Origin of the sequence: Streptomyces atroolivaceus, from assembly GCF_000717025.1 — a bacterium.
In the GTDB taxonomy this organism is placed as follows: Bacteria; Actinomycetota; Actinomycetes; order Streptomycetales; family Streptomycetaceae; genus Streptomyces; species Streptomyces atroolivaceus.
The window spans coordinates 51,247-76,279 of the sequence record NZ_JNXG01000016.1; the positions used below are offsets into that span (position 1 = coordinate 51,247).

Sequence of the window (25,033 nt, forward strand, 5' to 3'; positions counted from 1 at the left end):
CCGTGAGGTCGGTCGTGCCCGAGTGAGGTCCCCCATGTCTATGTGCTGTGTCTGTGTGCCCACAGCCCCCGTATGTCAGAGAACTCCGCATCGGCGGTCCCGTCCAGAGGTCGGACGGGGTGGGATGGCATTGCTTGCGTGCTCCGGTCGTGCGCCCCCGGGCGCAGCGTGACCGATGCGGGCGCCGGGAACAGCACCGCTGCTGCTCGCTTCCTCACAGTCTTACCCGACACGCGGGGCGCAGCACGTCGAGCGCCCCCGCGCCGGGCCGCGACCGGTGTACGGCCGTCGCTCCGTGCCCGGTAGTGTCGCCCGAGGGGTGCCCGTCCGCGCCGGTGCGTACGCGTTGCTACGTACCACCTTGGTGCGAGCTGTGAGACTTCTCCGCTGATCTGCGCACCCGCCCTCGTCCGGACGCATCAAGGGCAACTGACTGGTACGTGCAAATTATTTGAGATGCCCCGGAATAGGAACACCGGAGCACTCAGGCTCGTTGTCACGACGTGAGCACGACACCACCTGTACTTGCCGCAGAGCTGGCACAGGCGTGGGCCGACATTCAGCGGTACCACCCCGAGCTGCCCGATCTTGCCGCGCCAGAGTCCCTGATCGGAGAGTCCTCGTCCGCCTGTGGCGCCGAGCTCTCCTTCGAACGGCTGCTCCATGAGGCAGTCCACGGCATCGCCGCCGCGAGAGGTGTCCGGGACACCTCCCGCGCAGGCCGCTACCACAACCGACGCTTCCTCGCGATCGCCGAGGAGCTGGGCCTCGATCATGCCGAGGAACCCCACCCCAGCAGCGGATTCTCGCTGGTGACGCTCAATCCCGAGGCCAAACGCAGATACCGCCCGACGACGGAAAGGCTGCAGCGCGCGCTCAAGGCGCACACGGTCGCCACCGCCGCGGACACCAAGCGCTCGTTCCGCGGCCCAGCCGCGCGGCACGGCTCCTCCGGAGGAGGGGTGCGGGTCAAGGCCGTCTGTGACTGCGGGCGCAACGTCCGCGTCGTTCCCTCGGTCCTCGCCCAGGCCCCGATCGTCTGCGGCGGCTGCGGCAAGCCCTTCCGTATCCCCGAAGCGGCGGTCGCGGTGGGGTGACCCGATGCGGTGTGGCACAATGGTCAGCTGTACTCGACAGTCGCATAGGACCCCTCTCTCCTCCGGCTGACGCGTCCATCGGGCACCCGAGTACCGCAACCCCACGTGGCATCTTTTGTGCCCAACCACGTCAGAGACCAGGAGACACCACTTCCGTGGCAGTCAAGATCAAGCTGAAGCGTCTGGGCAAGATCCGTTCGCCTCACTACCGCATCGTCGTCGCCGACTCCCGTACCCGCCGTGACGGCAGGGCCATCGAGGAGATCGGCCTGTACCACCCGGTGCAGAACCCGTCCCGCATCGAGGTCAACGCAGAGCGCGCGCAGTACTGGCTGTCCGTCGGCGCCCAGCCGACCGAGCCGGTCCTCGCGATCCTGAAGCTCACCGGTGACTGGCAGGCCCACAAGGGTCTTCCGGCCCCCGCGCCGCTGCTCCAGCCGGAGCCCAAGGCCGACAAGCGCGCCCTGTTCGAGGCCCTGGCCACGGACGGCGACGAGGCCAAGGGTGAGGCCATCACCCAGAAGGCCAAGAAGTCGGACAAGAAGGCGGACGAGGCGGCTGACGCTGCTGCGTCCACCGAGTCGACCGAGGCCTGAGCATGCTCGAGGAGGCTCTTGAGCACCTCGTGAAGGGCATCGTCGACAACCCCGACGATGTGCAGGTCGCCTCGCGTGACCTGCGCCGTGGACGCGTGCTCGAGGTCCGGGTTCACCCCGACGACCTCGGCAAGGTGATCGGCCGTAACGGTCGCACCGCGCGCGCCCTGCGTACCGTCGTGGGTGCCATCGGCGGCCGTGGTATCCGTGTCGACCTCGTCGATGTGGATCAGGTTCGCTGAAAGAGTTGAACACCGGCCGGGGCCGGGGAGGGCTTTCGAGCCGTCCCCGGCCTTTGTCGTCCGTACATGACCACCTCCTCAGCAAGAGATCACGGGAGAAGTAGCGTGCAGTTGGTAGTTGCGCGGATCGGTCGCGCCCATGGCATCAAGGGCGAGGTCACCGTCGAGGTGCGCACCGACGAGCCAGAGCTCCGGCTCGGTCCCGGGGCCGTGCTGGCGACGGAGCCCGCCCACACGGGGCCGCTGACCATCGAGACCGGCCGTGTGCACAGCGGCAGGCTGCTGCTGCGGTTCGAGGGAGTGCGCGACCGTACGGGCGCGGAGGCGCTGCGCAACACGCTTCTGATCGCCGAGGTGGACCCGTCGGAACTGCCCGAGGACCCCGAGGAGTTCTACGACCACCAGTTGATGGACCTCGACGTCGTCCTCGCCGACGGTACGGAGATCGGGCGGATCACCGAGATCACGCACCTGCCGTCCCAGGACCTGTTCATCGTGGAACGGCCGGACGGCAGCGAGGTGATGATCCCGTTCGTCGAGGAGATCGTCTCCGAGATCGATCTGGAGGAGCAGCGGGCCGTGATCACTCCGCCGCCGGGACTGATCGACGAGAGCGAAGCCGTGATCGCCTCCACGCGTGACGAGACCGAGGGTGAGGCCGAGGGTGAGGCGGCCGAAGGCGACGCCGCAGGTGACGGGAAGAGGGACGGTGCGTGATGCGGCTCGACGTCGTCACGATCTTCCCCGAGTACCTGGAACCCCTGAACGTCTCGCTCGTCGGCAAGGCGCGCGCCCGGGGGCGTCTCGACGTACATATCCATGACCTGAGGGACTGGACCTACGACCGGCACAACACGGTGGACGACACCCCCTACGGCGGTGGCCCCGGCATGGTCATGAAGACCGAACCCTGGGGCGAGGCGCTGGACGACGCGCTGGCCGGCGGATACGAGGCCGGGGCGCACTCCCCGGTCCTCGTGGTGCCCACACCCAGTGGCAGGCCCTTCACCCAGGAGCTCGCCGTCGAGCTCTCGGAACGGCCGTGGCTGATCTTCACCCCCGCCCGTTACGAGGGCATCGACCGCCGGGTGATGGACGAGTACGCGACCCGGATGCCGGTCATCGAGGTGTCCATCGGGGACTACGTCCTGGCGGGCGGGGAAGCCGCCGTCCTGGTCATCACCGAGGCCGTCGCCAGGCTCCTGCCCGGAGTGCTCGGCAACGCCGAGTCGCACCGCGACGACTCCTTCGCGCCCGGGGCCATGGCCGACCTGCTCGAGGGACCGGTCTACACGAAGCCCCCCGAGTGGCGTGGGCGCGGTATTCCGGAGGTGCTGCTCAGCGGCCATCACGGCCGGATCGCGCGCTGGCGACGGGACGAGGCCTTCCGCCGTACCGCTCGCAACAGGCCTGACCTCATCGAGCGTTGCGAGGCGTCCGGCTTCGACAAGAAGGACCGGGAGATGCTCTCCATCCTCGGATGGTCCCCGGAGCCCGGAGGACGATTTTGGCGCAGGCCTGACGCCGTGGAAGAATAGGCCCGCTGTACGTCCGGCGTGCGCCCCTGCCACAGGGGGACAGACGCCCGCCCGACGGCAACAGCATCCGAACTTCACTCTCTCCCGTCGATGACCTGTGGCATCGGCGAAGAAAGCAGACAACATGACTTCCCTGCTCGATGGCGTCAACGCCGCCTCGCTCCGTACCGACCTCCCGGCGTTCCGCCCCGGTGACACCGTCAACGTCCACGTGCGCGTGATCGAGGGCAACCGCTCCCGTATCCAGCAGTTCAAGGGCATCGTCATCCGTCGCCAGGGCTCGGGCATCAGCGAGACCTTCACGGTCCGCAAGGTCTCCTTCAGCGTCGGCGTCGAGCGCACCTTCCCGGTGCACAGCCCGATCTTCGAGAAGATCGAGCTCGTCACCCGCGGTGACGTCCGTCGCGCCAAGCTGTACTTCCTCCGTGAGCTCCGCGGCAAGGCCGCGAAGATCAAGGAGAAGCGCGACCGCTGATTCACCTCCGGCGTCCACAGCGTGGCCCGATAGGATTCGGCCCCGATGGACACGGAAGCACAGCACATGGAGCGCGATCTTTCCTCCGGCCCCGAAGAGGGGGCGGAGGAGGGGTCGCGCTCCACGCATGTCCCGGACCGGTCGCCCGCATCGATGTCCTGGGGGCGGACCGTCTTCCTGGGCATGCTCTGCACCCTCGCTCTGCTGCTCTTCAGCACTTTCGTGCTGCAGCCCTTCCTCATCCCGAGCGGCTCGATGCAGCCCACGCTGCGGGTCGGGGACCGGGTCCTGGTCAACAAACTGGCGTACCGTTTCGGCTCGGAGCCCCGGCGCGGCGACGTGGTGGTCTTCGACGGCACCGGATCCTTCGTGCAGGAGACGGCGCCCGGGGGGAACGCCGTCGGCGCGCTGCTTCAAGGGGCGGCGGCCTCCCTGGGACTTGCCGAGCCGGCCGGGTCCGACTTCGTCAAGCGGGTGGTGGGCGTGGGGGGCGACCGTGTGGTGTGCTGCGACGAGCGGGGGAGGCTCGAGGTGAACGGCGCTCCGGTCGACGAGGAGTTCCTGTACCCGGGCGACCGCCCGTCCCAGGTCGCCTTCGACATCGTGGTGCCCGACGGCAGACTGTGGGTGATGGGCGACCACCGCAGCAACTCGCGGGACTCCCGAGACCATCTGGGTCAGCCCGGGGGCGGCATGGTGCCCGTCGAGCGCGTGATCGGAAGGGTCGACTGGCTCGGCTGGCCGCTCGGCAGGCTCGGCTCCCTGGAGGGCACCGACGCCTTCACCGGTATACGGCCGGCGGACGGGGACCATGGGTAACCGGGGGCGCAAGCGGGGAGCACCGGACACGGGCCCGCCGCTGCCCACCGGGTCGAGGCCGACCACCGGCCGCTCACTGCCCACGCGGGCGGAACGCCGCAGGCTCGCCCGCAAGGTGAAGCGCCGCAGACGCCGGTCCGCGATCAAGGAGATACCGCTCCTCGTCCTCGTCGCGCTGCTGATCGCGCTGGTGCTCAAGACCTTCCTCGTCCAGGCTTTCGTGATCCCCTCCGGCTCGATGGAACAGACCATCCGGATCGGTGACCGGGTGCTGGTGGACAAGCTGACCCCCTGGTTCGGGTCGGAACCGCAGCGTGGCGACGTCGTCGTCTTCAAGGACCCGGGCGGCTGGCTGCAGAAGGAGAACACCCCTGCCGAAGACCCTCCCGCCGGGGTGAAACAGGTCAAGGAGCTGCTGACCTTCATCGGACTTCTGCCCTCCGAGGACGAGCAGGACCTGATCAAGCGCGTGGTGGCCGTCGGGGGCGACACCGTGAAGTGCTGTGGCGCCGACGGGCGGATCACGGTCAACGGGGTGGGGCTCGACGAGCCGTACCTGAATCCCGGCGATGTGCCCTCCACCCTCGAATTCGAGGTAAAGGTTCCCCGAGGCCGCATCTTCGTGATGGGCGACCACCGGTCGAACTCCGCGGACTCGCGCTTCCACCTCGACAAACCGGGCGAGGGCACGGTCTCGGAGGACGAGGTCGTGGGGCGGGCCGTGGTGATCGCCTGGCCGTTCGGGCACTGGCGCAGGCTGGAAGAGCCCGGAACGTACGCCTCCGTACCCGACGGGAGCGCCGGAGCGACGGCCGCGGCGCCCCCGTCGAATAGTGTGTCCTCCCAGGATCACAACGGAATGGACCTGCTCCCGACCCCTGCGGAACTCCCGCTCGTTATGGGAGTGGTGGGCCTGCGCCGAATCGGGCGCGGGCAGTGGCACGGAGTGAGGAGTGGATGTGGGGGATTTGGCGGTCGGCGCACGATCCGGACACGACGGACCCGAGGACCGGCCTGCGAGCGACGGGGTCCCGGTGGAGGCGGCGAGTGACGGCGAGTCCCCGGACGGCGGCAGCACGGCGGTGAAGAAGCCCCGTTCGTTCTGGAAGGAGCTGCCGCTCCTCATCGGCATCGCGCTCATTCTCGCGCTGTTGATCAAGACCTTCCTGGTGCAGGCGTTCTCGATCCCGTCGGACTCCATGCAGAACACCCTGCAGAGGGGTGACCGGGTGCTGGTCGACAAGCTGACCCCGTGGTTCGGCTCGGAACCGGAGCGCGGAGAAGTCGTGGTCTTCCACGACCCGGGCGGCTGGCTGGAGGACACCGCGACGCCCGAGCCCAACGCGGTGCAGAAGTTCCTGAGCTTCATCGGGCTGATGCCGTCCGCCGAGGAGAAGGACCTGATCAAGAGGGTCATCGCAGTCGGCGGCGACACCGTGGAGTGCAAGAAGAACGGGCCGGTGACGGTCAACGGCAAGGCGCTCGACGACAAGTCGTTCATCTTCGCGGGCAACAGCGCCTGCGACGACGAGCCCTTCGGGCCGATCCACGTGCCCGAGGGCCGCATCTGGGTGATGGGTGACCACCGGCAGAATTCGCTGGACTCCCGTTACCACCAGGAGCTCCCCGGTCAGGGCACGGTGTCCACGGACGAGGTGGTCGGGCGGGCCGTCGTGGTGGCCTGGCCGATCAACCGCTGGGCGACGCTCCCGGTGCCGAGTACGTTCGACCAGCCCGGCCTGAACGCGGCTGCCGCTGCCGCCGTGCCCGGAGCACTGGGTGTGGCCGGAGCGCTGCCCCTCGTGTTCTGGCGTCGCCGCAGGCTGACCCGTGGGCATACCGCCAGGTAGGGTGCCGACTCGGATCAGCGATTGTCGATCTCCGATGGGGGAGCGCTGGGATGAGTGGATCAGGAAGTCACGACGGCCGCGGCCGGCTCGGCAACGTGTTGTCGAATCTGGCCGTGGCCGTCGGCTGCGTGCTCTTCCTCGGTGGATTCGCCTGGGGAGCGGTGGTGTACAAGCCGTACACCGTGCCGACCGACTCGATGGCACCGACGGTGAACGCCGGCGACAGGGTGCTCGCGGAGCGGATCGAGGGCGGCGATGTGCGGCGTGGAGACGTGGTCGTCTTCACCGACTCGACGTGGGGGGCCGTCCCCATGGTGAAGCGCGTCGTCGGTGTGGGTGGCGACACGATCGCCTGCTGTGACAAGGGCGGACGGCTCACCGTCAACGGCGAACCCATTGAGGAACCGTATCTGCGGGCCAAGGGCGCCTCGTCGCTCACCTCGGCGGACGGGGCTCCGGCCTCTCCCCAGAGCTTCACGGCCGATGTGCCCGAGGGTCAGCTCTTCCTCCTCGGGGACGAGCGCAGCACCTCGTTGGACTCCCGCGTCCATCTGGAGGACCCGGGCCAGGGCTCGGTGCCGCGCAGCGCCGTCCAGGCGCGGGTGGACGCCGTCGCATGGCCCATGAACGGCATGATCGGCCGGCCCGAGGCCTTCGCGGCCCTGCCCGGAGGTGTGTCGTCCGACGGGCCGCTGCCAATGCAGGTGGGCGGCGTCGTTGTGGGTGCCGTGCTCATCCTCGGCGGTGCTGCCTACGGCCCGCTCGTGGCCCGCTCCGCGCGGGGGCCCAAGCGGCCGAAGGCGCCCGCCGGTGCGCACTGAGGTACGCAAGGTCGCTCGGGTGGTGCTCCTGGACCCGGACGACCGGATCCTGCTGCTGCACGGTTTCGAGCCCGAGGATCCGGCCGAGAGGTGGTGGTTCACCCCGGGCGGCGGCCTGGAGGGCGACGAGACCCGGGAGGAGGCCGCCCTTCGTGAGCTCGCTGAGGAAACCGGGATCACGGACGTCTCGATCGGTCCGCTGCTGTGGACGAGAATCTGCTCCTTCCCGTTCGACGGGCGGCGCTGGGACCAGGACGAGTGGTACTTCCTGGGCCGTACGGCGCAGACGGCCACCGACCAGAAGGGTCTGACCGAGCTGGAGCTGCGCAGCGTCGCCGGTCTGAGGTGGTGGACTTCCGCCGAACTTCTCGCCACGCGTGAGACGGTGTACCCGACCAGGCTCGCCGGGCTGCTGCGCACGCTGCTCGACGAGGGTCCCCCGAGTGTTCCGCTGGCTCTCGCCCCCGAAATCGTCTAATCGGCCGGGGGCGTGTGGGGCTGACGCACAATAGGGGGACGCACGGCTGAAGGGGAACATGCCATGAGTGCCGAGGACCTCGAGAAGTACGAGACCGAGATGGAGCTGAAGCTCTACCGGGAGTACCGCGATGTCGTCGGTCTGTTCAAATATGTGATCGAGACCGAACGGCGCTTCTACCTCACCAACGATTACGAGATGCAAGTGCACTCGGTCCAGGGTGAGGTGTTTTTCGAGGTATCCATGGCGGATGCGTGGGTCTGGGACATGTACAGGCCCGCCCGGTTCGTCAAGCAGGTCAGGGTCCTGACGTTCAAGGACGTGAACATCGAGGAGCTCAACAAGAGCGATCTCGAACTCCCGGGCGGCTGATCCCGGGCATGCTCCCCGATATCCCGGTTCACTCGTACGAGTGGCCGGGATATCCACATCGAGCAGGTTGTCCACCAAGATCCAACCGGTCGGGCAGGGTGCGTCACTGTCGGTGCCGGAGGTGGTGCCGATATGAACGCACGGGGGGCACTCGGGCGGTACGGCGAGGATCTGGCGGCACGGCTGCTGGCTGACGCCGGTATGACCGTGCTGGACCGCAACTGGCGGTGTCGCACAGGAGAGATCGACATCGTCGCCAGGGACGAACAGGATGAATTGCATTAGATGCAACACTCCTCGCGGCGCCGGGATGGCCGTTTTTGCTGGTTGTGGGCCCGAGTCCGCTTCAGCGGCCAGAGGGGATTGAGTCGCTGACCTGCAGCCTAGCAGGCAAACTCAACAATGTTGCGTCTGATACAACAGTAGTTGTGAGCACTCAGGCCCCCGGATCGGCGCGTCTCGTCCTAGCGCGCAACGTCGTACACCTTGACCCGGCCCCTGCCGTTTTCGACGCGATGAAGGAGGGCTGGGCCCGGCAGCAGTCGGCCCGGTTTCTGAAGGCGTCGACTATCGATCCGCGGCTGCGGGTGATCGAGCGGCTGGAGGAATTTTCCGGCCAGTACCCGTGGCAGTGGACGCCGGCCGAGGGTGAGGCGTTCATCGCCCACCTTCGGAGCGGGAAGAAGCCGATCCAGCTGTCGACGGCCCGCACCTACGAGGTGACGATCGAGCTGTTCCTGGAGTACCTGCTCGACACCCGCTACGGCTGGCTCGACGCCTGTCTGGAGCGGTTTGGCGAGGTCCCGCAGCAGGTGTTCCACGAGGGCAATTCGGTTCTGCACACGGTCGAGTACGAGGGCGATCCGCGGCGGCGTCCGCTGACCTACGACGAGGTCCAGGCCCTCTTCGATGCCGCCGACGCCCGTCCGGGCAAGATCAGGGGACAGGGCCGCAAGGGTGCCTTGACCGCGCTCCGAGACGCTGCGGTCATCAAGACGATCTACGCTTACGGCACCCGGCGCACGGAATCCTCGCGGGTTGACCTGACGGACCTGCGGCGGAGCCGGAAGGCTCCCCAGTTCCGTGGCTACGGCAGCATGATGGTCCGTTTCGGCAAGGCGTCGAAGGGGGCGCCGCCCAAGCGCCGCACGGTGCTGATGGTCCCGGAGATGGACTGGGCGGTCGACGTCCTGGACGAGTGGGTGACCGAGATCCGGCCGCACTTCTCGCCGGGTCGGCATCCCGCGCTCTGGGTGACCGAACGGATCGGCCGAATATCCCCGCGGTCGATCAACGAGGCGTTTGTCACGGCCCGTGAGGCAGCTGGCCTCGATGAGGACCTTGACCTGCACTGTCTCCGCCACAGCTACATCACGCACCTGACGGAGTTCGGCTATCCCGCCCGGTTCGTACAGGAACAGGTCGGCCACTCTCATGCGTCAACCACAGCTGTCTACATGGGGGTCTCGAACGAGTACCGCAACACGCTGCTGGAAGCATCGATGAAGAACCGACTGGGCAACGACTGGGACGTGATCAAGTGATCAAGAAGATGGGCTACCAGTGGCAGCTCCGCCAGCTGATGGCCGAGCGCCAGATGTTCCAGACGTCCGACTTGGTGCCGCTGCTGGCCGAGCGTGGCGTCGTTCTGTCGCGGGAACAGGTCTACCGGCTGGTGACCCAGCCCCCGCAGCGGATGAGTATGGACACCCTCGTCGCGCTCTGCGACATTCTGCAGTGCACCCCCAACGACCTGATCAAGCCCGAGGTCGTCAACGTCCAGGTCCGCAAGACCGCCGACGGAGACGCCGCCCCGCTGACGGCCAAGCCCCGCCGCACCGTGATCCGCCGCCCAGGACAGTCGTGAGTCCAGCCGACATACGCAAGCAGCGCGAGCTCGCCGAGGCCCGCGCCCGCTTGATCGCCTACCTCCAGCGGGTGGCCGGCCCCGCGCTGACAGCCGAGGACGCCCAGGCAGCCCTGGAGAAGGCCAAGGCATGGAACTCCGGTCCGGCACGGGCCCTGGACAACTACTTCGTCGAGAATCCGAACGCCCTCACCGAGCCCTCACCGCTCAGCCCGCTCCAGGTGGTTCGGCTCCTCCAGCACCTCGAAGCCGCCGGACACGGCGACGCAGTTACCCAGCTGGCCTGCGCACGCTGCCACCGCACCGGCCTCCGCCTCACCCGGAACACCCCGGAAGGCCGCTGCTGCGACTGGTGCGTCGCCCGAACCGAACTTCGCCCCTGCGCCCGCTGCGGGCGCGACGGCCACATCGTCACCCGCCGCGAAGAGGGACCGATCTGCCGACACTGCTACTACACCGATCCGCAGGTCGTTGAGGAGTGCGCCGAATGCGGACGCATCCGGAAGCCGTCCCGGCGCCGCGAGGACGGCACCAGTCTGTGTCAGGGATGCGCCCCCAAGCCGGAGCACGCATGCGTCCGTTGCGGGAAGCCGCGGCCGGCACAGGCCGTCACCGCCGATGGCCCGGTCTGCAGGGGCTGCTACCAATCCCCGCCTAAGCTCTGCGACCTCTGCCAGCAGGTCAAACCGATCAGCGTCCGCAAGACTGAGGGCCAGCCCGCCATCTGCGTCGACTGCTACCGCGGCCCCAAGCGGACCTGCGCCCACTGCAACCGGGTTCGGCACGGCTTCCAACACCACAGCGGCGAGTTCTACTGCGCGTCCTGCCGTCCCCGCCGATCCCTGCCCTGCGCTGACTGCGGCGAGACCAAGCCAGTGCAAGTCAACTGGCCCGTCGGCACCCTCTGCGACACGTGCTACCAGCGACGGAAGCGCAATCCGGCACCCTGCGCTCAGTGCGGCACCCTGCGCACGCTCGTCGGACGGACGGAGGACGGGAACATCTGCGGCCCTTGCTCCGGCACGGACATCGACTTCTCCTGCCGCCGCTGCGGCTACCCCGGCGACATCTACGCCGACGGTTCCTGCTCGCGCTGCGTCTCCAAGGACCGGGTCCGTGACCTCCTGGGCGACGAGGACGGCAAGGTCCACCCCCAGCTCCAACCGCTCGCGGAACAGCTCGGCGCCGCCCAGGAACCCTGGTCCGTCATCACCTGGACCCGCCGCAGCGAATCGGCCCGGATGCTGGCCGGCCTCGCCGCACGGCACCAGGAGATCACCCACGAGATTCTCGACGAACTGCCCCAGGACTGGGGGACCCTCTACGTCCGCGAACTCCTCGTCGCCGCCAACGTCCTGCCCAAGCGGCAGGAGAACTTTGCCCGCCTGCGTCTCTGGCTCGACACCACGCTCGCAGACGTTCCCCCCCACCACGCTCACGTCATCCGCCCGTTCGCGGAGTGGGGTGTCCTCCGCGACGCCCGGCGCCGGGCCGACAAGGGCCGCTACACCGCCGGCGCCGCCTCGAACGACCGGACGGACATCCGAACCGCGATCAAGTTCATGACCTGGCTTGACGAAAACTCGATGACGCTGGCAGGCCTCAGCCAGGAAGTTCTCGACCTGTGGTTGACCAAAAACCCAACATGGGCCCGCGGTCTATCAGCGTTCATCCGTTGGGCCGTCGCCCGCCGCATGACGAGCAAGGTCACTGTTCCGACAAGGAGGCACGGGCTGCCCAGCCGATTCATGCACAGCGACGAACTCAACCAGCAGCTTCGCCGCTGCCTCAACGACGACAGCCTCCCGTTGGAGGCCCGCATCATCGGTTGCCTGATCAGCCTCTATGCCCTGCCCACCACCCGCATCGTCGAGCTAACCACCGACCGCTTCCACCGCGACGGCGACGATGCCTACCTCACGCTCAACCGGCATCCCGTGCTTCTTCCGCCCCGGCTCTCTGTCCTCATCGAGAAGCAGATCGTCAGCCCCAGTTGCCGGACTTCCGTGCTCCAGCAGCCACACGACGGCACACCTGGCTTCCTCTTCCCCGGGCGCCCGCCGAGCCGTCCCCGAAGCGCCGAGACCATCAACAACTACATGAGGAAGCACGGCCTGCCGGGCATCAGCGCACGCAACACAGCCATGATGGAAGCGATTACTGACCTCCCGCCCATCGTCGTCAGCGACCTCTTCGGTATGCATCCCAAGACCGCCTACGTCTGGTCCCAGTACGCCCAGAACAGCTGGGCGGAGTATCTGGAAGCCGCCCAGGCCACCGACTAAGCAACGAGCCGGTTGTCAGTGCGATGCCCTAGGGTGACTGCCTCCTCTCGCACGGTAAGGAGCTAGGTATGTCGGTTCATTTCGGCGACTTCTCGGACTTCTCGGACTGGGATTTTCGCCAGCTCGATCCTGCGTACGACGATCTCGCTGCCGCTCAGGATCGAATGCGTGATGCGCGACGCCGAGACGCCTCACCCACTGCTGAAGACATTCAGGCGCTGATGAGAGCGTGTTGGCAGCGCATCAATGAACTCAGGCACCCCCAGAATCCTGGCGGCGACCGGCTCTACGTTCTGGCCTTTGAAGGCCCTCACCCATACGTCAAGGTCGGTCGGTCGACGGATCTTGAGCTCAAGAATCGCCTCGTGAAGCACGAACACGACGCTGCGATCCAGTTCTCCATACTCTTCGACGCCTGGGTCTCTGAGTCTTGTCCCGACGCCTACCCGTGGGAACAGCGGGTCTTGGCCCGGCTCGACACGGTTGTGGCTGCCTCCCCCCACGTCACCAAGATGTTCGAGGAGTACTACTACGGCCTGCCCTTCCGCCAAGCCGTGTTGGCCGCAGAGATGGAGCAGGACTTGTGAGGCGGCAGTCTCCAGGGACTGAATAGCGCAGGGTTGAAACACTGACTCTTCCCCAGTCGGCGACGCGGTGGTCGTCTGTGAGGTGAAGGCCCGCAGGGCGGGCTCCTTCGAGCATCCGATGGAGGCCGTCACACCGGCCAAGGCCGACCGGCTGCGCAGGCTCGCCGAGATCTGGCTCGACCGGCACGGCGGGCCACCGCCGGGCGGGGTCCGGATCGATCTGGTCGGTGTGATCCTTCCCAGGCGCGGCGCCCCGGTCGCCGAGCACGTGCGGGGCGTGGCCTGATGGGGTTCGCGCGTGCGTGCTCGGTGGCGCTGGTCGGCGTCGAGGGTGTGGTGGTGGAGGTCCAGGCCGATCTGGAACCAGGAGTGGCGGCGTTCACGCTCGTCGGCCTGCCGGACAAGAGCCTGATCGAGAGCCGGGACCGGGTCAGAGCCGCGGTCGTCAACTCCGGGGCGGAGTGGCCGCAGAAAAAGCTCACGGTGGGCCTGTCCCCCGCGTCCGTGCCCAAGGGCGGTTCGGGTTTCGATCTCGCCGTCGCGTGTGCGGTGCTCGGCGCGGCGGAGCGGATCGACCCTGCCGCCATCGCCGATGTGGTGATGATCGGGGAGCTCGGCCTCGACGGCAGGGTCCGCCCGGTGCGAGGGGTACTGCCCGCCGTCCTCGCGGCGGCGGAGGCGGGGTACCGGCACGTCGTCGTCCCGGAGCAGACCGCGGGGGAGGCCGCACTCGTGCCGGGCGTCTCGGTCCTCGGCGTGCGGAGCCTGCGTCAGCTCATCGCCGTCCTCGGCGACGAGCCCGTGCCCGAGGAGCCGGCGGCAGACCGGGGCCGCCCCGACACGATGCTCGCGGGGCTGATGGTGCCCGGAGCGGGCCTCGGCACGGGGCTGGCCCCGCTGTCGGCCGACGGCACGGCCCACCGGCCTGATCTGGCCGATGTCGCGGGGCAGGGCCGGGCACGCAAGGCCCTGGAGGTGGCGGCGGCGGGAGGACACCACCTGCTGCTCTCCGGGCCACCGGGGGCGGGGAAGACAATGCTGGCGGAGCGGCTCACGGCGATCCTGCCGCCGCTGTCCCGGCAGGAATCCCTCGAAGTGACCGCGGTGCACTCGGTCGCCGGCATCCTCCCGCCCGGCGAACCTCTGATCAGCAGAGCGCCGTACTGCGCTCCGCATCACTCGGCGACGATGCAGTCACTCGTGGGCGGGGGGAACGGCCTGCCGAGGCCGGGAGCGGTGTCGCTCGCGCACCGGGGCGTCCTCTTCCTGGACGAGGCCCCGGAGTTCTCGGGGCGGGCCCTCGACGCGCTGCGCCAGCCCCTGGAGTCAGGACATGTGGTGGTCGCGCGAGCGGCCGGGGTGGTCCGGCTGCCCGCACGTTTCCTGATGATCCTGGCCGCGAACCCGTGCCCGTGCGGCAGGCACACCCTGGCCGGGGCGGGGTGCGAATGTCCACCCTCCGCCGTCCGCCGCTATCAGGCACGGCTGTCGGGCCCGTTGCTCGACCGCGTGGACCTGCGCGTCGAGGTCGAGCCGGTCGGAAGGGCGGACCTCATGGAGAGCGGTGGCCGTGGGGAGTCCTCGGCAGAGGTGGCCGTCCGGGTGCGGGAGGCCAGGGAGCGCGCCGCGGCGCGGCTCATGGGCACTCCATGGACCACCAACAGCGAAGTGCCCGGGCACGAGCTCCGGACCAGGCTGGTCGCCGCGCCGGGAGCCCTGATGGCGGCCGAGCGCGACATGGAGCGGGGCGTCCTCACGGCCCGTGGCCTCGATCGGGTTCTGCGTGTGGCGTGGACCGTGGCGGACCTCAGGGCGGCCGACCGCCCCGACGCCTCGGACATCGCGGTGGCGCTGGAGCTGCGGACGGGTATCCAGCGGGGGGTCCCGATGCGGGCGGGTGGCCTGTGAACGTGCCCTCGTCGCCCTCGTCGCCCTCGTCGCCCTCGTCGCCCTCGTCGCCCTCGTCGCCCTCGTCGACGCCTCGCGACGAGCGGGAGAGGCTGGCGCGCGCCGCCCTGACCCGGGTGTTCGAACCGGGGGACGAGCGTGGTGGCCGCTGGATCCGCGAGATCGGGCCGGTGGAGCTGATGCGGCGTCTCGGAGGCACGGACGGGTCGGCGCAGGCGCTCAAGGGGATGACGGCCGCCCGGCTCGCCGGTTACCGCCTCCGGGCGTCGAGCGCGGACCCCGGGAAGGACCTGGTGGACGTGGCTGCGATCGGCGGCCGGTTCGTCTGCCCCGGTGACCGGGAGTGGCCGAGCCAGCTCGACGACCTGGGTGACGCGCGGCCCATCGGGCTGTGGGTGCGGGGCCGGTCGGACCTGCGTCTCTGGGCGCTGCGCTCGGTCGCTCTGGTCGGCGCCCGGGCCTGCACGCCCTACGGGGCGCACATGGCGGCGACGCTCGCCGCGGGGCTGGCGGAGCGGGGCTGGGTCGTGGTCTCCGGCGCGGCGTTCGGGGTGGACGGCGCCGCCCATCGCGGGGCGTTGGCCGCGGGCGGGGCGACCATGGCGGTCCTGGCCTGCGGGGTGGACGTCGCGTACCCCCGCGGACACGCCGAGCTGATCGGGCGCATCGCCGAACAGGGCGTGGTCATGGGCGAGCTGCCGCCCTCGGACCATCCGACGCGCACCAGGTTCATCCTGCGGAACAGGGTGATCGCGGCACTCACGCGAGGCACTGTGGTGGTGGAGGCGGAGTACCGCAGCGGCTCACTGGTCACCGCGAGGAACGCACAACGCCTGGGCCGTTACACGATGGGGGTACCGGGACCCGCCACCAGCGGGCTGTCGGCCGGGGTCCACGAACTCCTGCGCGGTGAGGGAGTCCTGGTCACCGACGCCGCCGAGATCTGCGAACTGGTGGGGGAGATCGGTGAACTCGCCCCGGTCAGAAACGGCCCGGTCCTGCCCAGGGACCTCCTCGACGCCGCCTCCGCGAGAGTGCTGGAGGCCCTGCCGTGGACGGGCGTCATGGACGGGCGTGACGTGGCTCGAAGTGCCGGAGCGTCAACTGACGAGACACTCGGGCGGTTGTACGAACTGCACTCACTGGGGTTCGTCGAACGCGAGGGCGACGGATGGCGGTTGACGTCGGGACGGACACGCGATGGGGGTGCGCGGCGAGGCGGTACTTGACCCGGAGCATTCGGGTGAAAAGGTGATGCCGACGACCTCGACAGTGCCCGGCCAGGCCTCCGGGGGTGGTGACGGCTCATGCCGTCGGCCCCTTGTCGGCCCCTTTCGGGCGGCTGGAGAACGACGGAGATTCGGAACGCGATCGCACAGCACGGTCCCCTTGGCCTGTGCGCACCGCGACCCCTCAGTCACGCTACGCTCACAAGGAATCCGCCCGACAGACACGTCCCAGCACTTCACAGCAGAACGGCTCAAGGCACCACATGCCCCAGCACACCTCCGGGTCTGACCGCGCGGCAGTACCACCGGCTGCGCGTGGCACTGTGCGCCCTCCCGCCCCCTCCTCGCTCGACGAGTTGTGGCGTTCGTACAAGACCACCGGTGACGAGAGGCTGCGGGAGCAGCTGATCCTGCACTACTCGCCCCTGGTGAAGTACGTCGCCGGCCGGGTCAGCGTGGGGCTGCCGTCCAATGTGGAGCAGGCGGACTTCGTCTCGTCCGGCGTCTTCGGGCTGATCGACGCCATCGAGAAGTTCGACATCGAGCGGGCCATCAAGTTCGAGACCTACGCGATCACCAGAATCCGCGGCGCCATGATCGACGAACTCCGGGCGCTGGACTGGATCCCCCGGTCCGTGCGGCAGAAGGCACGCAACGTCGAGCGTGCCTACGCCACGCTGGAGGCGCAGCTGCGGCGTACGCCGTCGGAGGCAGAGGTCGCCGCTGAGATGGGTGTCGCTCTGGAGGAACTGCACGCGGTTTTCAGCCAGTTGTCCCTTGCCAACGTGGTGGCACTCGAGGAACTGCTGCACGTCGGCGGCGAAGGCGGCGACCGGCTGAGCCTGATGGACACCCTGGAGGACACGGCAGCCGACAACCCGGTCGAGGTCGCCGAGGACCGTGAGCTCAGACGGCTGCTCGCCCGTGCCATCAACACGCTCCCCGAGCGGGAGAAGACCGTGGTCACCCTCTACTACTACGAAGGTCTCACCCTCGCCGAGATCGGCAATGTGCTCGGGGTCACCGAGAGCAGGGTCAGCCAGATCCACACCAAATCGGTGCTGCAGCTCCGGGCGAAACTGGCCGACGCCGGACGCTGAGCCGGGGCGGCTTCGGCCACCACGACGCGGACGCGGACCCCCCTTCGGACCGAGGCCGCCGTAGAGTGGGCAGGTGCCCAGGATTCGAGCGGCCTCCGTGGCCGAGCACCGGACCATGCAGCGCGGCGCCCTCCTGGACGCCGCGCGCTCCCTGCTGTCCGAGGGCGGTACGGAGGCGCTGACCTTCCCCGCCCTCGCCGAGCGCACCGGCCTCGCCAGGTCCTCCGTCTACGAGTACTTCCGCTCCCGCGCGGCCGTCGTCGAGGAGCTCTGCGCCGTCGACTTCCCCGTCTGGGCCGCCGAGGTCGAGAACGCCATGGAGCGGGCCGGCACACCCGAGGCGAAGATCGAGGCCTATGTCCGCCGGCAGCTCGACCTGGTCGGAGACCGCCGGCACCGGGCGGTCGTGGCGATCTCCGCGAGCGAGCTGGACGCGGGCGCGCGGGAGAAGATCCGCGCCGCGCACGGTGGGCTGATCGCCATGATCGTCGAGGCGCTCGCCGACCTGGGCCACACCGAGCCGAGGCTCGCGGCGATGCTGCTGCAGGGCTCCGTCGACGCCGCGGTGCGCAGGATCGAGCTGGGGGCGGCCGAGGAGCCGGGCACCGTGGCGGACACGGCCGTGGCCATGATCCTGCGCGGCGTACGGGGCTGAGCAGCCCTCCGGTCCGTCGCGGGAAGCGGCACGCCGAACACCGGCAGCAGCCGGGAGGGTCCCCGTCGCAGCAGCGAGGGAGGGAGCAGCGACAGTGGGTCCAGGTAGACGTCCCCGCGCCGCAGTCCCCAGTGCAGACAGCCGGAGACGCAGTGGGACGGCTCCGGCCCGACGACCCCCACCACCTGCCCCGCGACCACCTCGTCGCCCTCGGTGACCCGTGCCCGCACCGGTTCGTACGTGAGGCGGAGCGGTGGCTCCCCGCTCCCGGCCACGTCGACGGAGACCACCCCGCGCCCCGCCACCGGCCCCGCGAACGCGACCCTGCCCGGGGCGGCAGCGCGCACGGGGGTACCCGGAGCGGCGGCGAGGTCGACTCCGCGGTGGCCCGGCCCGTACGGACCGGCGGGCGGTTCCCAGCCCCTGACGACCGGCGGCCGTCCGGCGAGGGGCCAGACGCGGTCATCGGCCGGCGGCGCTCCTGCCGCCGCGCCGGCGGTGGCAGGCTCCAGCAGGACCGCGAGCAGTGCGGCCAGCAGAGCGGCGAGGAGCGCGGCCGCCGGTGGGGCCACCCGTGCGGTCGGCGGTGCGGCCGGGGGAGCGCCTGTCGGCGGCGCCGGCGGGGTGCCACAAGGACGGCCTACGGTTTTTCCAGGTGAGCGGCACATGACGGAAACGATCGCCCGTGGGCCGCCTTCCGCGGGGATCATGGTCCGGATCTGTGGACGGCCGGGGGGTTGTGGACATCTCCGTCACCCGGCACCCGGCGGGTCCCGTACACTTCTTCTGGCGATCCGGGTCACCGGGTCGACTTCGCACGCCCCGCCACCTCCCTCTCTGCGGACGGTGGCCGCGCTCCTCGGTCCCTCGTGGCACGGCGCGTCGGGGCGTCAGGCGCGACAGCAATCCTGCGGTCGCGATAACCGAGTACCTCAAGGAGTACGGCCATGGCCGTCGTCACGATGCGGGAGCTGCTGGAAAGCGGCGTCCACTTCGGTCACCAGACCCGTCGCTGGAACCCGAAGATGAAGCGCTTCATCTTCACCGAGCGCAACGGCATCTACATCATCGACCTGCTCCAGTCGCTGTCGTACATCGACCGCGCCTACGAGTTCGTCAAGGAGACCGTCGCCCACGGCGGCTCCATCATGTTCGTGGGTACGAAGAAGCAGGCCCAGGAGGCCATCGCCGAGCAGGCGACGCGCGTCGGCATGCCGTACGTCAACCAGCGTTGGCTCGGTGGCATGCTCACCAACTTCTCCACCGTCTACAAGCGCCTTCAGCGTCTGAAGGAGCTCGAGCTCATCGACTTCGAGGACGTGGCCGCCTCCGGCCTCACCAAGAAGGAGCTCCTGGTCCTCTCCCGCGAGAAGGCCAAGCTGGAGAAGACCCTCGGTGGTATCCGCGAGATGCAGAAGGTGCCGAGCGCCGTCTGGATCGTCGACACCAAGAAGGAGCACATCGCCGTCGGTGAGGCGCGCAAGCTCCACATCCCGGTCGTCGCGATCCTCGACACCAACTGCGACCCCGACGAGGTCGACTACAAGATTCCGGGTAACGACGACGCGATCCGCTCCGTCACCCTGCTCACCCGCGTGATCGCCGACGCCGTCGCCGAGGGCCTCATCGCCCGTTCCGGTGCCGCCACCGGTGACTCGAAGCCGGGCGAGAAGGCCGCCGGCGAGCCCCTCGCCGAGTGGGAGCGCGACCTGCTCACGGGCGAGAAGAAGGACGACGCCGAGGTTCAGTCCTCGGTCGAGACCGAGAAGGACGCCGAAGCCGACGCCAAGCCGGCCGCCATCGCTGCCGAGCAGGACGAGACCGCCGCCGAGGCCCCCGCCGCCGAGGCGCCGGCCGCGGACGCCGAGCAGGCCTGACACCCGTCAGTCACGGCTGAATGACGGCGGGGGCCGGTGCGCAGGCACCGCCCCCGCCGTCCACCCGTAGATCTTTCAGACTTCGAGAGAGAAACAGACTCATGGCGAACTACACCGCCGCTGACGTCAAGAAGCTCCGCGAGCTCACCGGCGCCGGCATGATGGACTGCAAGAAGGCGCTCGACGAGGCCGACGGCAACGTCGACGGTGCCGTCGAGGCGCTGCGCATCAAGGGCCAGAAGGGCGTCGCCAAGCGCGAGGGCCGTTCTGCCGAGAACGGCGCCGTCGTCTCCCTCGTCTCCGAGGACAAGACGTCCGGCGTCCTGCTCGAGCTGAAGTGCGAGACGGACTTCGTCGCCAAGGGCGACAAGTTCCAGGCTGTCGCCAACACGCTCGCCGCCCACGTCGCCGCGACCTCCCCGGCCGACATCGAGGCGCTCCTCGCCTCCGAGATCGAGTCCGGCAAGACCGTCCAGGCGTACGTGGACGAGGCCAACGCCAACCTCGGCGAGAAGATCGTCCTGGACCGCTTCGCGCAGTTCACCGGCGACTACGTCTCCGTCTACATGCACCGCACCATGCCCGACCTGCCGCCGCAGATCGGTGTCCTGGTCGAGCTGGACAAGGCCGACGCCGAGCTGGCGAAGGGTATCGCCCAGCACATCGCCGCCTTCGCCCCGAAGTACCTCGCTCGCGAGGACGTCCCGGCCGAGGTCGTCGAGGCCGAGCGTCGTGTCGCCGAGGAGACCACGCGCGCCGAGGGCAAGCCCGAAGCCGCGCTCCCGAAGATCGTCGAGGGTCGCGTCAACGGCTTCTTCAAGGAGGCCACCCTCCTCGGCCAGCCTTACGCGCTGGACAACAAGAAGTCCGTCCAGAAGGTCCTGGACGAGGCCGGTGTCACCCTGAAGCGCTTCACGCGCATCAAGGTCGGCATCTGAGTCCGTCCGCGAACAACGGTGGACCCCGATAGGGTCTGGTGCAGTCGTCGGCCGCACTCAGCCGGACGACCGCAGATCTGACGAGGAGGCCATTGCCGCTGAGGGACAACAGACCCACCGGCAATGGCCTTCTTCGTATGTGCACGAGGAGAATCTCCATGAACAAGGGCGCGGACGCCACACAGGGTGACCACAAGCGCGACGACGGCACGATTTCCGGGCGCTTCATGCTGAAGCTGTCCGGCGAGGCCTTCGCGGGTGGCGGAGGACTCGGCGTCGACCCCGATGTCGTGCACACGATCGCGCGCGAGATCGCCGCGGTCGTTCGCGACGGCGCGGAGATCGCGGTCGTCATCGGCGGCGGCAACTTCTTCCGTGGCGCCGAGCTCCAGCAGCGCGGCATGGACCGGGCGCGGTCCGACTACATGGGCATGCTCGGCACGGTCATGAACTGCCTCGCGCTGCAGGACTTCCTGGAGAAGGAAGGCATCGACTCACGCGTCCAGACCGCCATCACCATGGGCCAGGTCGCGGAGCCGTACATCCCGCTCCGTGCCGTACGGCACCTGGAGAAGGGACGCGTCGTGATCTTCGGTGCCGGCATGGGAATGCCCTACTTCTCCACCGACACGACCGCGGCCCAGCGCGCCCTGGAGATCGACGCCGAGGCGCTGCTGATGGGGAAGAACGGCGTGGACGGGGTCTACGACTCCGACCCGAAGGCCAACCCCGACGCGGTGAAGTTCGACGCGCTGGAGTACGGCGAGGTGATCGCCCGCGACCTCAAGGTCGCCGACGCCACCGCCATCACGCTCTGCCGCGACAACCAGCTTCCGATCCTCGTCTTCGAGCTGACCGCGGAGGGCAATATCGCCCGCGCGGTCAAGGGTGAGAAGATCGGCACGCTGGTGAGCGACGAGAGCACCCGGGCCTGACAGCCCAAAGGATGGACAACGGCCTGCCGGTCGGACACCGTGCAGGTGAGGACGCGACGCAGGATCCGCAGGGCCCGACGATGCCGGGTCCGCTCAAGACACGCAGGAGCACGTGGTGATCGAAGAAATCCTCCTCGAGGCCGAGGAGAAGATGGAGAAGGCCGTCGTCGTCGCGAAAGAGGACTTCGCCGCGATCCGTACCGGCCGCGCGCACCCGGCGATGTTCAACAAGATCGTCGCGGACTACTACGGCGCGCTGACCCCGATCAACCAGCTCGCCTCCTTCTCGGTCCCCGAGCCGCGTATGGCGGTGGTGACCCCGTTCGACAAGACCGCACTGCGCAACATCGAGCAGGCGATCCGTGACTCCGACCTCGGCGTGAACCCGAGCAACGACGGCAACATCATCCGTGTGACGTTCCCCGAGCTCACGCAGGACCGCCGCAAGGAGTACATCAAGGTCGCCAAGACCAAGGCCGAGGACTCCAAGATCTCGATCCGCTCCATCCGCCGCAAGGCCAAGGAGGCGCTCGACAAGCTCGTCAAGGACAAGGAGTCCGGCGAGGACGAGGTCCGCCGTGCGGAGAAGGAGCTCGACGACACCACCGCGAAGTACGTCGCACAGGTGGACGAGCTGCTCAAGCACAAGGAAGCCGAGCTGCTCGAAGTCTGATGAACGACTCTTCCTGGGGCGCCCCGCGGGGAGCCGGTTACTGGGGCGCGTCCGAGATGGGGGCCGCTCCGGCGGGTCCTGCATACGATGTGCATGGCGCCCAGCAGACTCGGCCCATGCCCATCGTGCCGGACGCTCCCGACGCAGGTAGAGACGCTGACGACCGCGACGACCGGAACGGGGACGCCGCCGCGCGTGTCAGCGGCCCCCTGTTCCGTGACGAAAAGCCGCAGGAGCCCATGTCCACCCCGTTGCCGTCGCCCCCGCCGCCCAAGAAGCGTGCGGGGCGTGATCTGCGTGCCGCCATAGGGGTCGGCCTCGGGCTCGGCGCGGTCGTCGCCGGATCGCTCTTCGTCGTGAAGGCGGTCTTCGTCGGTGTGGTCGTCCTCGCTGTGGTGGTGGGCCTCTGGGAGCTCACCTCCCGCCTCAAGGAGCGCAAGGGGATCAACGCCCCCCTCGTGCCGCTCGCTGTCGGCGGCGCCGCCATGGTGGTCGCCGGCTACGTGCGGGACGCGGAAGGTGCCTGGGTCGCCATGGCGCTCACGGCGATCGCGGTCCTCGTCTGGCGGATGACGGAGCCGCCGGAGGGGTACCTCAAGGACGTCACGGCCGGTGTCTTCGCCGTGTTCTACGTGCCGTTCCTGGCGACGTTCGTCAGCATGATGCTCACCGCGGACGACGGTCCGTGGCGGGTGCTGACCTTCCTGCTGCTCACGGTGGTCGCCGACACCGGTGCGTACGCCGTCGGATGGCGTTTCGGGACGCACAAGCTGGCACCTCGCATCAGCCCCGGGAAGACCCGCGAGGGCCTCCTGGGCGCCGTCGGCTTCGCGATGGTCGCCGGCGCACTGTGCATGCAGTTCCTGATCGACGACGGCAGCTGGTGGCAGGGGCTGCTGCTGGGCCTCGCCGTCGCCGCCAGTGCGACGCTGGGGGACCTGGGCGAGTCCATGATCAAGCGGGACCTCGGGATCAAGGACATGGGCACGCTGCTGCCCGGCCACGGCGGCATCATGGACCGGCTCGACTCGCTGCTGCCGAGTGCGCCGGTCGTGTGGCTGCTGCTGGTCCTGTTCGTAGGATCCGGCTGAGTGCAGCGGCGGCTTCCTGTGCCGCGGCTCGAAAGGGTGGGGCCGTCGTCCGGTGGACGACGGCCCCACCCTTGTGCGCTCAACGGCGTCGGGGGAACTTCCAGCCGTTCCTGCGCAGGCGTACGAGGACGAACACTCCGCACAGCACCCACACCGCCAGGAACGCCCACCTGAACCACGGAGGGCCCTGCCAGCGCCCGGCAAGTTCGGCTGCTGCCACTACGTCAGGGTTCATGGGCTGCGTGTGCCCGCGCCCCGGACGGGGACACCCCCGCGCCGGCTGCCGGAGCGGACCGGGCCTCCGTCGTGGGATCGGTCACTGTCGCAGCCTGCGGCTGAGCCGTCCGCGGGCCCTGGAGCGGCTGTCGCCGAAGGCCTGCGGCTGCCCCGCGGGCGTCCCGCTGCCGCCCGGCCGTCGGCGGCCCGGAGTACCTCGGCGTGTCTGCGACACTGGAAGAACCATGCCTAAGCCCGGAGAACTCACTTTCGTCGCGCCCCGCGGAGCCAAGAGGCCGCCGCGGCACCTCGCCGACCTCACGCCCGACGAGCGCAAGGAAGCAGTCGCCGCGACCGGCGAGAAGCCCTTCCGCGCCAAGCAGCTGTCGCAGCACTACTTCACGCGGTACGCGCACGACCCGGCGGAGTGGACCAACATCCCGGCCGCGTCGCGCGACAAGCTCGCCGAGGCGATGTTCCCCGACCTGATGTCGGTCATGCGCCACATCAGCTGTGACGACGACACCACCCGCAAGACGCTCTGGAAGCTGCACGACGGGACGCTCGTCGAGTCGGTCCTCATGCGCTACCCGGACCGGGTGACCATGTGCATCTCGTCGCAGGCGGGCTGCGGGATGAACTGCCCGTTCTGTGCGACCGGCCAGGCGGGGCTCGACCGGAATCTGTCGACCGCCGAGATCGTGCACCAGATCGTGGACGGCATGCGGGCGCTGCGCGACGGCGAGGTCCCGGGTGGCCCGGCACGGCTGTCCAACATCGTCTTCATGGGCATGGGCGAGCCACTGGCCAACTACAAGCGTGTGGTCGGGGCGATCCGCCGGCTGACGGATCCGGAGCCCGACGGCCTCGGGCTCTCGCAGCGGGGGATCACCGTGTCCACGGTGGGACTGGTGCCGGCGATGCTGCGCTTCGCCGACGAGGGCTTCAAGTGCCGCCTCGCGGTCTCGCTGCACGCCCCGGACGACGAGCTGCGCGACACCCTCGTGCCCGTGAACACCCGCTGGAAGGTCCGTGAGGTCCTGGACGCCGCGTGGGAGTACGCGGAGAAGTCCGGCCGCCGTATCTCCATCGAGTACGCGCTGATCCGCGACATCAACGACCAGGCATGGCGGGGCGACCGGCTGGGCCGGCTGCTCAAGGGCAAGCGGGTACACGTCAACCTCATCCCGCTGAACCCGACCCCGGGCTCCAAGTGGACCGCCTCGCGGCCCGAGGACGAGAAGGCGTTCGTCGAGGCGATCGCCGCCCACGGCGTACCGGTCACCGTCCGGGACACCCGCGGTCAGGAGATCGACGGGGCCTGCGGGCAGCTGGCTGCCTCCGAGCGCTGAGGCTGTCCCGGTGGGCCGGTGCTGTCCGGCCC

27 protein-coding genes and 3 pseudogenes are annotated in these 25,033 nt (G+C 69.1%); 28 read left to right on the forward strand and 2 right to left on the reverse strand.

What is annotated here, in order from left to right; genetic code table 11:
• Window positions 1-503 precede the first annotated feature (503 nt).
• From OO67_RS26455 to OO67_RS26555, 22 genes and pseudogenes are all read left to right on the forward strand, one after another.
• On the forward strand, window positions 504-1,097 hold the full coding sequence (locus OO67_RS26455; protein ID WP_003965961.1) for a hypothetical protein: 594 nt from the start codon (window positions 504-506) through the stop codon (window positions 1,095-1,097).
• A 155-nt stretch (window positions 1,098-1,252) separates the two neighbouring features.
• Window positions 1,253-1,693 carry a 30S ribosomal protein S16 gene (rpsP, locus tag OO67_RS26460; protein WP_015578912.1) on the forward strand — a complete coding sequence of 147 codons (441 nt, stop codon included), beginning with the start codon at window positions 1,253-1,255 and terminating at the stop codon, window positions 1,691-1,693.
• Between the two features lie 2 nt (window positions 1,694-1,695).
• A complete protein-coding gene (locus tag OO67_RS26465; protein ID WP_014153811.1) occupies window positions 1,696-1,935 on the forward strand; it encodes an RNA-binding protein in 240 nt (79 codons plus the stop codon).
• Window positions 1,936-2,040: 105 nt separating this feature from the next.
• Window positions 2,041-2,652: a ribosome maturation factor RimM gene (rimM, locus tag OO67_RS26470; RefSeq protein ID WP_033304053.1), complete on the forward strand. Its 612-nt coding sequence runs from the start codon at window positions 2,041-2,043 to the stop codon at window positions 2,650-2,652.
• Window positions 2,652-3,473 (forward strand): tRNA (guanosine(37)-N1)-methyltransferase TrmD, encoded by an 822-nt coding sequence (gene trmD, locus OO67_RS26475; RefSeq protein ID WP_033304054.1) that lies wholly within the window; start codon window positions 2,652-2,654, stop codon window positions 3,471-3,473. Before rimM ends, trmD begins: the two co-directional genes overlap by 1 nt.
• A gap of 124 nt (window positions 3,474-3,597) precedes the next feature.
• Window positions 3,598-3,948 carry a 50S ribosomal protein L19 gene (gene rplS, locus OO67_RS26480; protein ID WP_033304056.1) on the forward strand — a complete coding sequence of 117 codons (351 nt, stop codon included), beginning with the start codon at window positions 3,598-3,600 and terminating at the stop codon, window positions 3,946-3,948.
• Between the two features lie 45 nt (window positions 3,949-3,993).
• Entirely contained in the window at window positions 3,994-4,767 is a 774-nt protein-coding gene (lepB, locus tag OO67_RS26485) for a signal peptidase I (RefSeq protein ID WP_033304057.1), read from the forward strand.
• Window positions 4,760-5,818 carry a signal peptidase I gene (gene lepB, locus OO67_RS26490; protein WP_033304059.1) on the forward strand — a complete coding sequence of 353 codons (1,059 nt, stop codon included), beginning with the start codon at window positions 4,760-4,762 and terminating at the stop codon, window positions 5,816-5,818. Before lepB (OO67_RS26485) ends, lepB (OO67_RS26490) begins: the two co-directional genes overlap by 8 nt.
• Entirely contained in the window at window positions 5,736-6,617 is an 882-nt protein-coding gene (lepB, locus tag OO67_RS26495) for a signal peptidase I (protein ID WP_033304061.1), read from the forward strand. The genes lepB (OO67_RS26490) and lepB (OO67_RS26495) overlap by 83 nt, the downstream gene beginning before the upstream one ends.
• Window positions 6,618-6,667: 50 nt before the next feature.
• Window positions 6,668-7,438, forward strand: coding sequence for a signal peptidase I (gene lepB / locus OO67_RS26500; RefSeq protein ID WP_033304063.1), 771 nt, complete (start codon window positions 6,668-6,670; stop codon window positions 7,436-7,438).
• A complete protein-coding gene (locus tag OO67_RS26505) occupies window positions 7,428-7,916 on the forward strand; it encodes an NUDIX hydrolase (protein WP_033304065.1) in 489 nt (162 codons plus the stop codon). The genes lepB (OO67_RS26500) and OO67_RS26505 overlap by 11 nt, the downstream gene beginning before the upstream one ends.
• 63 nt (window positions 7,917-7,979) lie before the next feature.
• Window positions 7,980-8,288: a DUF2469 domain-containing protein gene (locus tag OO67_RS26510; protein WP_003965949.1), complete on the forward strand. Its 309-nt coding sequence runs from the start codon at window positions 7,980-7,982 to the stop codon at window positions 8,286-8,288.
• Window positions 8,289-8,345: 57 nt separating this feature from the next.
• Window positions 8,346-8,552: pseudogene (locus tag OO67_RS40160) on the forward strand (YraN family protein); the annotation flags it as partial.
• 251 nt (window positions 8,553-8,803) lie between these two features.
• Complete coding sequence (locus OO67_RS26515) at window positions 8,804-9,832, forward strand: tyrosine-type recombinase/integrase (protein ID WP_051709889.1); 1,029 nt, start codon at window positions 8,804-8,806, stop codon at window positions 9,830-9,832.
• A complete protein-coding gene (locus OO67_RS26520; protein WP_033304068.1) occupies window positions 9,829-10,155 on the forward strand; it encodes a helix-turn-helix domain-containing protein in 327 nt (108 codons plus the stop codon). The genes OO67_RS26515 and OO67_RS26520 overlap by 4 nt, the downstream gene beginning before the upstream one ends.
• The gene (locus OO67_RS36015) at window positions 10,152-12,440 is read left to right on the forward strand and encodes an XRE family transcriptional regulator (RefSeq protein ID WP_244300332.1); all 2,289 of its coding nucleotides are present in this window, start codon (window positions 10,152-10,154) and stop codon (window positions 12,438-12,440) included. The genes OO67_RS26520 and OO67_RS36015 overlap by 4 nt, the downstream gene beginning before the upstream one ends.
• A 68-nt stretch (window positions 12,441-12,508) precedes the next feature.
• The gene (locus OO67_RS26530) at window positions 12,509-13,027 is read left to right on the forward strand and encodes a hypothetical protein (protein ID WP_033304069.1); all 519 of its coding nucleotides are present in this window, start codon (window positions 12,509-12,511) and stop codon (window positions 13,025-13,027) included.
• Between the two features lie 58 nt (window positions 13,028-13,085).
• Window positions 13,086-13,313 (forward strand): annotated as a pseudogene (locus OO67_RS26535) (YraN family protein); the annotation flags it as partial.
• Window positions 13,313-14,935: a YifB family Mg chelatase-like AAA ATPase gene (locus OO67_RS26540; protein ID WP_033304070.1), complete on the forward strand. Its 1,623-nt coding sequence runs from the start codon at window positions 13,313-13,315 to the stop codon at window positions 14,933-14,935. The pseudogene OO67_RS26535 and the gene OO67_RS26540, both read left to right, overlap by 1 nt.
• Before the next feature lie 92 nt (window positions 14,936-15,027).
• Entirely contained in the window at window positions 15,028-16,164 is a 1,137-nt protein-coding gene (gene dprA, locus OO67_RS26545) for a DNA-processing protein DprA (protein ID WP_244300333.1), read from the forward strand.
• Between the two features lie 263 nt (window positions 16,165-16,427).
• Complete coding sequence (gene whiG / locus OO67_RS26550; protein ID WP_033304072.1) at window positions 16,428-17,264, forward strand: RNA polymerase sigma factor WhiG; 837 nt, start codon at window positions 16,428-16,430, stop codon at window positions 17,262-17,264.
• A gap of 97 nt (window positions 17,265-17,361) precedes the next feature.
• The gene (locus tag OO67_RS26555) at window positions 17,362-17,919 is read left to right on the forward strand and encodes a TetR/AcrR family transcriptional regulator (protein WP_033304073.1); all 558 of its coding nucleotides are present in this window, start codon (window positions 17,362-17,364) and stop codon (window positions 17,917-17,919) included.
• A 155-nt stretch (window positions 17,920-18,074) separates the two neighbouring features.
• On the opposite strand, the pseudogene OO67_RS37205 reads toward OO67_RS26555, so the two are convergent.
• Window positions 18,075-18,629, reverse strand: a pseudogene (locus tag OO67_RS37205) (peptidoglycan DD-metalloendopeptidase family protein); the annotation flags it as partial.
• Window positions 18,630-18,866: 237 nt separating this feature from the next.
• Between OO67_RS37205 and rpsB the strand changes: the two are divergent.
• From rpsB to OO67_RS26580, 5 genes are all read left to right on the forward strand, one after another.
• Window positions 18,867-19,796, forward strand: a complete 930-nt coding sequence (gene rpsB / locus OO67_RS26560) for a 30S ribosomal protein S2 (protein ID WP_033304075.1) — start codon at window positions 18,867-18,869, stop codon at window positions 19,794-19,796.
• A 101-nt stretch (window positions 19,797-19,897) separates the two neighbouring features.
• On the forward strand, window positions 19,898-20,734 hold the full coding sequence (tsf, locus tag OO67_RS26565) for a translation elongation factor Ts (RefSeq protein ID WP_033304078.1): 837 nt from the start codon (window positions 19,898-19,900) through the stop codon (window positions 20,732-20,734).
• Window positions 20,735-20,892: 158 nt separating this feature from the next.
• Window positions 20,893-21,669 carry a UMP kinase gene (gene pyrH / locus OO67_RS26570; protein ID WP_033304079.1) on the forward strand — a complete coding sequence of 259 codons (777 nt, stop codon included), beginning with the start codon at window positions 20,893-20,895 and terminating at the stop codon, window positions 21,667-21,669.
• A gap of 115 nt (window positions 21,670-21,784) precedes the next feature.
• The gene (gene frr, locus OO67_RS26575; RefSeq protein WP_018509617.1) at window positions 21,785-22,342 is read left to right on the forward strand and encodes a ribosome recycling factor; all 558 of its coding nucleotides are present in this window, start codon (window positions 21,785-21,787) and stop codon (window positions 22,340-22,342) included.
• The gene (locus OO67_RS26580; RefSeq protein WP_033304081.1) at window positions 22,342-23,433 is read left to right on the forward strand and encodes a phosphatidate cytidylyltransferase; all 1,092 of its coding nucleotides are present in this window, start codon (window positions 22,342-22,344) and stop codon (window positions 23,431-23,433) included. The genes frr and OO67_RS26580 overlap by 1 nt, the downstream gene beginning before the upstream one ends.
• 79 nt (window positions 23,434-23,512) lie before the next feature.
• Here the strand turns inward: OO67_RS26580 and OO67_RS38750 are convergent, their stop codons facing one another.
• Window positions 23,513-23,668 (reverse strand): hypothetical protein, encoded by a 156-nt coding sequence (locus OO67_RS38750; protein WP_157841740.1) that lies wholly within the window; start codon window positions 23,666-23,668, stop codon window positions 23,513-23,515.
• A gap of 226 nt (window positions 23,669-23,894) precedes the next feature.
• On the opposite strand from OO67_RS38750, the gene rlmN reads away from it, so the two are divergent.
• On the forward strand, window positions 23,895-25,001 hold the full coding sequence (gene rlmN, locus OO67_RS26585; RefSeq protein ID WP_033304082.1) for a dual-specificity RNA methyltransferase RlmN: 1,107 nt from the start codon (window positions 23,895-23,897) through the stop codon (window positions 24,999-25,001).
• Window positions 25,002-25,033 lie beyond the last annotated feature (32 nt).

Excerpts from the sequence above, each read along its gene's own strand:
- OO67_RS26465 (WP_014153811.1), top strand. The coding sequence starts at position 1,696 with ATGCTCGAGGAGGCTCTTGAGCACCTCGTGAAGGGCATCGTCGACAAC.
- trmD (WP_033304054.1), top strand. The coding sequence starts at position 2,652 with ATGCGGCTCGACGTCGTCACGATCTTCCCCGAGTACCTGGAACCCCTG.
- rplS (WP_033304056.1), top strand. The coding sequence starts at position 3,598 with ATGACTTCCCTGCTCGATGGCGTCAACGCCGCCTCGCTCCGTACCGAC.
- lepB (WP_033304057.1), top strand. The coding sequence starts at position 3,994 with ATGGACACGGAAGCACAGCACATGGAGCGCGATCTTTCCTCCGGCCCC.
- lepB (WP_033304059.1), top strand. The coding sequence starts at position 4,760 with ATGGGTAACCGGGGGCGCAAGCGGGGAGCACCGGACACGGGCCCGCCG.
- lepB (WP_033304063.1), top strand. The coding sequence starts at position 6,668 with ATGAGTGGATCAGGAAGTCACGACGGCCGCGGCCGGCTCGGCAACGTG.
- OO67_RS26510 (WP_003965949.1), top strand. The coding sequence starts at position 7,980 with ATGAGTGCCGAGGACCTCGAGAAGTACGAGACCGAGATGGAGCTGAAG.
- OO67_RS26515 (WP_051709889.1), top strand. The coding sequence starts at position 8,804 with ATGAAGGAGGGCTGGGCCCGGCAGCAGTCGGCCCGGTTTCTGAAGGCG.
- OO67_RS26530 (WP_033304069.1), top strand. The coding sequence starts at position 12,509 with ATGTCGGTTCATTTCGGCGACTTCTCGGACTTCTCGGACTGGGATTTT.
- OO67_RS26540 (WP_033304070.1), top strand. The coding sequence starts at position 13,313 with ATGGGGTTCGCGCGTGCGTGCTCGGTGGCGCTGGTCGGCGTCGAGGGT.
- whiG (WP_033304072.1), top strand. The coding sequence starts at position 16,428 with ATGCCCCAGCACACCTCCGGGTCTGACCGCGCGGCAGTACCACCGGCT.
- rpsB (WP_033304075.1), top strand. The coding sequence starts at position 18,867 with ATGGCCGTCGTCACGATGCGGGAGCTGCTGGAAAGCGGCGTCCACTTC.
- tsf (WP_033304078.1), top strand. The coding sequence starts at position 19,898 with ATGGCGAACTACACCGCCGCTGACGTCAAGAAGCTCCGCGAGCTCACC.
- pyrH (WP_033304079.1), top strand. The coding sequence starts at position 20,893 with ATGAACAAGGGCGCGGACGCCACACAGGGTGACCACAAGCGCGACGAC.
- OO67_RS26580 (WP_033304081.1), top strand. The coding sequence starts at position 22,342 with ATGAACGACTCTTCCTGGGGCGCCCCGCGGGGAGCCGGTTACTGGGGC.
- OO67_RS38750 (WP_157841740.1), bottom strand. The coding sequence starts at position 23,668 with ATGAACCCTGACGTAGTGGCAGCAGCCGAACTTGCCGGGCGCTGGCAG.
- rlmN (WP_033304082.1), top strand. The coding sequence starts at position 23,895 with ATGCCTAAGCCCGGAGAACTCACTTTCGTCGCGCCCCGCGGAGCCAAG.